Origin of the sequence: Bacillus sp. FSL L8-0152 (assembly GCF_038006365.1) — a bacterium.
In the GTDB taxonomy this organism is placed as follows: Bacteria; Bacillota; Bacilli; order Bacillales; family Bacillaceae_G; genus Bacillus_A; species Bacillus_A cereus.
In genome coordinates, this window is the sequence record NZ_JBBOVB010000001.1 from 143459 (window position 1) to 150000 (window position 6542).

The window sequence follows — 6542 nt, forward strand, 5'->3', positions numbered from 1 at the left end:
GGAGAATAGAGAAATGGATAGAATAAAATGTACGGTTGCATATGATGGCATGCATTTTTGTGGTTATCAAATTCAGCCGAAGCATCGTACTGTTCAACAGGAGATAGAAAAAGCATTACAGAAATTGCATAAGGGAGAACTTGTTCGTGTTCAGGCATCTGGTAGAACAGATTCTACGGTTCATGCAAAAGGACAAATCATACACTTTGATACTCCTTTGTCTCTTGAAGAGTGGCAATGGAGTAACGCTTTAAATACAATGTTGCCAGATGATATTGTTATTAGGCAAGTAGAGAAAAAAACAGAAGAGTTTCATGCACGTTACGGTGTTGAGAAAAAAGAATATCGTTATCGTGTATTATTATCAAAGACTGCGGATGTATTCCGTAGAAATTACGTATATCAATATCCATATCCGCTCGAAATCAAAAAAATAAGAAAAGCAATTCCGTATTTTATTGGAACGCATGATTTCACTTCTTTTTGTTCGGCAAAAACTGACAAAAAAGATAAAGTGCGAACAATTTATGAAATCGAGTTAATTGAGCAAGACGATGAATTAATTTTTCGTTTTGTAGGTAATGGATTTTTATATAATATGGTCAGAATTATTGTTGGTACGTTACTTAACGTAGGGCAAGGAAAGCTTGATCCTGATAGCATTCCAGAGATTTTAGCGAAACAAAATCGTCAGTTTGCTGGAAAGATGGCTCCAGGTCATGGGCTTTACCTATGGGAGGTAAACTATAACAACTAATCCTGGTGTAACATTTGCTTGACATTAGAAACTCAAAAGTATATCATAACATATGGTATTGTTTCTAAAACCACGATTAGCCCCGGAAGGAAATCGTGTTTAAGATAAACAATAGATTTTTTCTATGGAAAAGATAACGAGGAGGGAAACACATGCGTACGACTTTTATGGCAAAAGCTAACGAAGTTGAGCGTAAATGGTATGTGGTTGATGCTGAAGGTCAAACTTTAGGTCGCCTATCTACTGAAGTAGCATCCATTTTACGTGGTAAAAACAAACCTACATTTACACCACACGTTGACACGGGTGATCATGTAATTATTATTAACGCTGAGAAAATTCATTTAACAGGTAATAAATTAAACGATAAAATTTACTACCGTCACACTAACCACCCAGGTGGACTTAAGCAAAGAACAGCTCTTGAAATGCGTACAAACTACCCTGTACAAATGTTAGAGCTTGCAATTAAAGGCATGCTTCCAAAAGGACGCTTAGGCCGTCAAGTTTCTAAGAAACTTAACGTGTATGCTGGAGCAGAGCATCCACACCAAGCACAAAAACCAGAAGTTTACGAACTTCGCGGATAATTAATTAAAGGAGGGCTTACTTTGGCACAGGTTCAATACTATGGCACTGGACGTCGTAAGAGTTCAGTAGCGCGCGTACGCCTAGTTCCAGGCGAAGGACGCGTTATCATTAACGGTCGTGATTTTGAAAACTATATCCCATTTGCTGCATTACGTGAAGTAGTGAAACAACCTCTAGTTGCAACAGAAACTTTAGGTAACTACGATGTACTTGTAAACGTAAATGGTGGTGGATACACTGGTCAAGCTGGTGCTATTCGTCACGGTATTTCTCGCGCTTTATTAAAAGCTGATCCAGAATACCGTCTAACACTAAAACGTGCAGGTCTATTAACTCGTGACGCACGTATGAAAGAGCGTAAAAAATACGGTCTTAAAGGCGCACGTCGTGCACCTCAGTTCTCAAAACGTTAATTTTTGCGAACTACAAACCCCAACCATTTTGGTTGGGGTTTTTTTATGTTTCATTCCTCTTTTGTAATTTTTATAGCTTGGAATATTTTAGTGCTACCACCGCGCGTATGCTTCTTCTTTAGAAGTTTAGACTAATACGTATTAGGGAGGTTTATAAGTACTATGAATGTCATTGTCAGCTTACAAGAAAAACAAAAAGAAAAGCAGTTAAAATACGAGCGGAAGATGTTGCGGGAATTATCATTAAAAACATTACGTTCAAATATTCGTGATGCCTTTCAAATGCAAGAGCTTCATCGTCAGTATGAAGATTACTGTATTGAATTAGGGATAGAATCTTATTTATTAGGAGCGAGGTATAGTAAATTTGGTTATTATGGTGAATCGTTTTTTGATGTGAAATATAGAGCTTTAGAAGAAGAACAACAATTAACTGAAACGCTATTTCAATTTTTAACAAGTATGACTATGCGAGAAATAAAGTTGAAAGATGAGGAATTACTTTTTGAATCTTGTCAGCAGTTTATAGGATTGTGGTGGCAAGAAGGGTATGAAAAAGGTGAAAGAAGATATCGATTAAAGCTTCATTAAGACAAGCATAAACTTTCCTCTTGTCCCATATAAGTAATTAGAGGGACTAGCTGGAGGAGGAAAGGTATGAAGAGAATTCGAATTATCTCTTTTGCACTCGCTGCGGTTGTATTGTTTTTTTTAGTCAAACAAGAATTTCAAATTACAAAATCGTGGCGAGCTTGGAATTTACCCTTATCAGGGAAAGTAATTGTATTAGATGCTGGTCATGGTGGACCAGATGGAGGGGCTGTTGGAGGAAAGGATATTATAGAAAAGGATATTACGCTTGAAATTACAAAAAAGGTACAAGACTATTTACAAGAACAAGGTGCACTAGTTATTTTAACGCGTGAGGGAGATTATGATTTAGCTAACAAAGATACAAAGTCATATAGTAGACGTAAAGCAGAGGATTTAAAAAAACGTGTAGAAATCATCAATAAACCTGATGTAGACTTTTTTGCAAGTATTCATTTAAATGCTTTAACTAGTAGTGGATCGAAAGGCGCACAAACGTTCTATTACCGCTCTTCAATTGAAAATGAACGTGCTGCAAAATTTATACAGGCTGAATTGAGAACAAGTTTAGAGAACACGAATCGTTCTGCTAAGACAATTTCGCATGTGTATTTATTAAAGTATTCTAAAACACCAGGTGCTTTAATTGAAGCCGGCTTTTTATCGAATGTGAACGAAAGGTATATGTTAAATTCGGAGAAATATCAGCAAAAGGTAGCGGCTGCAATATACCGGGGTATATTACGCTATTTCACGGAAAAAGGAAATCCTCCAGAATAAGGAGGATTTTTTTGAGTTTCTCTCGTTAACGAAGTTTTCGGAAAATATGTTATACTGGAAATGTAAACGCATTTATTTCAAGAATAAGCAGAGATAAATTCAATTAACATTACGTTATTTTTCATACAGGGGGCTGGGCTAATTATGGTAACGAAAGAACAAGTGGTTGAAGCGTTAGAAGGGATGGTAGATCCGTTTTTACATAAAACATTAAAAGAAACAAGTGCAATTAAAGAGGTAACAGTCAAGCCTGAGAAGGAACATGTGAGTGTCAAAATTGCAATCGTAAAAACTGGTACAGCGGAACAAATGCAGTTGCAGTCTGGAATTGTAAAGTTATTAAAAGAGCTTGGAGCAGCAACAGTTGGACTTCGTTTTGCAGAATTTACAGAAGAGGAATTAGCTCAGTTTGCACCAGAACAAGAAGCAGAGCAAAGTGAATCTTTATTGTCACCAAATTCAAAAACGACATTCTTAGCAGTAGCGAGTGGAAAAGGTGGCGTGGGAAAATCAACCGTTTCCGTTAACCTTGCAGTTGCTTTAGCTCGTTTAGGAAAAAAAGTTGGTATTATTGATGCGGACATTTACGGTTTTAGTGTGCCAGACATGATGGGGATAGAAAAACGTCCCATCGTAAGAGGTGATAAGATAATTCCGGTAGAACGTTTAGGTGTAAAGGTAATCTCAATGGGCTTCTTTGTAGAGGATAATGCACCAGTTATTTGGAGAGGACCTATGCTTGGGAAAATGTTAAACCACTTCTTCACAGAAGTAGAATGGGGCGATTTAGATTATTTAGTATTAGATTTGCCACCAGGCACAGGTGATATTGCGTTAGATGTGCACTCAATGTTGCCATCTTGCAAAGAGATTATTGTAACGACACCGCATCCAACAGCTGCGTTTGTAGCAGCGCGTGCTGGAGCGATGGCATTACGCACTGAACATAGTATTCTCGGTGTTGTTGAGAATATGGCATATTTTGAAAGTAAGGTAACTGGTGAGAAAGAATATGTATTTGGAAGAGGCGGGGGAGATAAGTTAGCTACCGAACTACAAACAAATGTTCTTGGGCGTATTCCACTGCAACAACCCGATTGGAATAAAGAAGACTTTGCTCCTTCAGTATATGAGGATACACATACAACCGGCATTATTTATAGTAAAATAGCTGAAACAGTAATTGATAAAACAGCTGTTACACAAAAATAAAGCGAAACTTTAATCAGTGGGGTTCATCTGTTACTGGCAACAACTAGTAAACCTTTCGCTTAACTAGAGGGCCATTTTGTCTGTTAATAGCAAGATAAAGTAATAACGAGTGGACAATTTATACATTGTCCACTCGTTATTATAGTTATTATTTTCACTGTTCTTCCTTCTTCTCGCCTTGAGAACCGCCATCACCGCCTGCTTCTTTCTTATCAGATCCACCTTTTTCAGCCTTTTGTACACCTTTACTAATGATATCAATCATCTTGGCTTGGAAGAGTGGACTTTCAGCAGTTTCTGTTAGTACTTGTTGTAGATATTGACGGTATTCTTTACTCTTCATTGTTTGTAACATCATTTTTTCTACTTCAGGATTTTTCATAATTTCTATAACGCCTGCTTGGTATTCAGGGTCTTTTAATAAGGTTTTCATTAATTGGGTTTGTTCTTTCCCCATACTTTTAGCAAACTTTGATGAGAACTCAGGATCTTTAAAGAGCTTTTCCCAGAATTGTTGCCCTTTATCGGATACCATGGCATCTTCAATCGTTTTCTTTACTACTGTTTCATCTAGTATGAGTGCTTGTTTCATTTTTTCATCAGTTAATACATCTTGAATAGCTTTCTTACCTTGATCTGTTTTTAAAATATCAACAATCATTTTCTTTGTTTGATCGTAATCTAGTTCGGATTTCGTTTCTTTTCCTTGTGCGCATGCTACAAGTGCGATAAGTAGAAAAGAAGAAACGAAAATGAATAGTATCCGTTTCATAAGTTGGAACTCCTTTCAGCACAGTTCTCTCTTTTTAATATAAATATCTTTAAGGAATTTATACATGAACATGGCTAGCTTTTTGAAATTGTCATTGATACAATTTAATTAGAAATATAAGGATAATGGGGGATGTGTTGTGAATAGCCGCAAGTGGGTACGACTATTTTTAACGACGTTGTTTCTTGGTGGGATTAGCACAGTTATTATTGGTTTTGTTTTGGAGTGGGACAGGTATGATAAATTTTTTCAAAATTTCGACGTTAAGGAGATTTTAGCGGTATCTTTCTGGTTGATGGGTGTAGGATTTATTTTTAGCGTTATAAGTCAAATGGGATTCTTTGCATATTTAACAATCCATCGTTTTGGACTAGGGATGTTTCGCTCATCGTCTTTATGGAATGCAGTCCAGCTCTTCTTTATTGCATTCGTATTATTTGATTTTGTGTATTTAAGATCTGTACTTATTGCAAATGGGGAAATCTCATTGGGGAATAACATACTTGTTGCTGGAATTTTATTTGTGTTTGGAGCAATTGTTGCTTATGTAAAAAGTAAAGAAACAAATAAAAAAGCATTTGTGCCAGCTCTGTTCTTTATGGTTGTTGTAACGATTCTTGAATGGGTACCGGCGCTTCGGATTAATGATACAGATTGGTTATATTTAATGGTTATACCGCTATTGTTATGTAATGCATATCAATTACTTGTATTACATCGTTTAATCGGAAAAACGAGTAAATCTGCTTAATAGAGAGAGGTTTTATATATCAGCAGTTATATTATTGGAAATGGTGTGATTAAAAAAGCTCTACCACCTTTTTGAAAGGTAGTAGAGCTTTTTATACGTGAAGAGTAGTAGGGACGAAGCTATTTCACATCTTCACTTTTCGTACTTGTGTTGGAAATAAGTTGTGATACGGATATTTGCTCATATCCATCACTTTTTAATTTTTGCAGAAGCAGCGGTAAAGCTCTATTTGTTTGAAGGGCAGAATCGGATGCGTGTAATAAGACAATATCTCCACCTTTCAAATTATTAGAGACGGTGGAAACGATGTGATTTACACCTGGGTTTTTCCAATCGTTGGAATTATTACTCCAATGCACGACGGTGTATCCAAGTGATTCTGCAATTTTAAGGGTTGCCTTGTTAAATTCGCCACTAGGTGGACGTAACAGCTTGACTTGTTTTACCCCAAGTTTTGTAAAAACATCTTGTGCTCGTAAAAGGTCTCGTCTTATTTCATTCGTCTCTAGAGAAGTATAGGATGTGTAATTGTAACCCATACTACCGATTTCGTGTCCATCTTTCATGATGCGCTCTACAATATCGGGGTGTCTTTCGGCCCATGCAGCAGAAAGGAAGAAGGTTGCATTCTTAATTTGTCTTTCTTTAAGAGTATCAAGGATTGGAATTGCTTTT

The 6542-nt window shown here is 36.7% G+C and carries 9 protein-coding genes (1 of these 9 cut by a window edge); 7 read left to right on the forward strand and 2 right to left on the reverse strand.

The genetic code is table 11. From position 1 onward, the window contains the following. Positions 1-13 precede the first annotated feature (13 nt). The 6 genes from truA to MHH27_RS00855 all read left to right on the forward strand — a co-directional run bounded on the left by truA (position 14) and on the right by MHH27_RS00855 (position 4344). Positions 14-757, forward strand: coding sequence for a tRNA pseudouridine(38-40) synthase TruA (gene truA / locus MHH27_RS00830; protein WP_340941389.1), 744 nt, complete (start codon positions 14-16; stop codon positions 755-757). 152 nt (positions 758-909) lie between these two features. Then, positions 910-1347, forward strand: coding sequence for a 50S ribosomal protein L13 (rplM, locus tag MHH27_RS00835; RefSeq protein WP_001260795.1), 438 nt, complete (start codon positions 910-912; stop codon positions 1345-1347). 21 nt (positions 1348-1368) lie between these two features. Continuing rightward, positions 1369-1761, forward strand: coding sequence for a 30S ribosomal protein S9 (gene rpsI / locus MHH27_RS00840; protein ID WP_000079986.1), 393 nt, complete (start codon positions 1369-1371; stop codon positions 1759-1761). Between the two features lie 162 nt (positions 1762-1923). Continuing rightward, positions 1924-2352: a DUF2521 family protein gene (locus MHH27_RS00845; protein ID WP_001101005.1), complete on the forward strand. Its 429-nt coding sequence runs from the start codon at positions 1924-1926 to the stop codon at positions 2350-2352. Positions 2353-2418: 66 nt separating this feature from the next. Continuing rightward, on the forward strand, positions 2419-3132 hold the full coding sequence (gene cwlD / locus MHH27_RS00850; protein ID WP_000822439.1) for an N-acetylmuramoyl-L-alanine amidase CwlD: 714 nt from the start codon (positions 2419-2421) through the stop codon (positions 3130-3132). A 144-nt stretch (positions 3133-3276) separates the two neighbouring features. Then, positions 3277-4344: an Mrp/NBP35 family ATP-binding protein gene (locus tag MHH27_RS00855; protein ID WP_089170265.1), complete on the forward strand. Its 1068-nt coding sequence runs from the start codon at positions 3277-3279 to the stop codon at positions 4342-4344. 154 nt (positions 4345-4498) lie between these two features. On the opposite strand, the gene gerD is transcribed toward MHH27_RS00855, so the two are convergent. Then, the gene (gene gerD, locus MHH27_RS00860) at positions 4499-5116 is read right to left on the reverse strand and encodes a spore germination lipoprotein GerD (protein WP_050842394.1); all 618 of its coding nucleotides are present in this window, start codon (positions 5114-5116) and stop codon (positions 4499-4501) included. Positions 5117-5255: 139 nt separating this feature from the next. Between gerD and kbaA the strand changes: the two genes are divergently transcribed. Next, entirely contained in the window at positions 5256-5867 is a 612-nt protein-coding gene (gene kbaA, locus MHH27_RS00865; protein ID WP_089170266.1) for a KinB signaling pathway activation protein KbaA, read from the forward strand. 119 nt (positions 5868-5986) lie between these two features. On the opposite strand, the gene pdaB is transcribed toward kbaA, so the two are convergent. Further along, a protein-coding gene (pdaB, locus tag MHH27_RS00870; protein ID WP_000464717.1) for a polysaccharide deacetylase family sporulation protein PdaB crosses the window boundary here: on the reverse strand, positions 5987-6542 show its 3' portion. It continues 209 nt past the right edge of the window; 556 of the gene's 765 nt are visible here — the last part of the coding sequence; the start codon falls outside the window, past its right edge; the stop codon is at positions 5987-5989.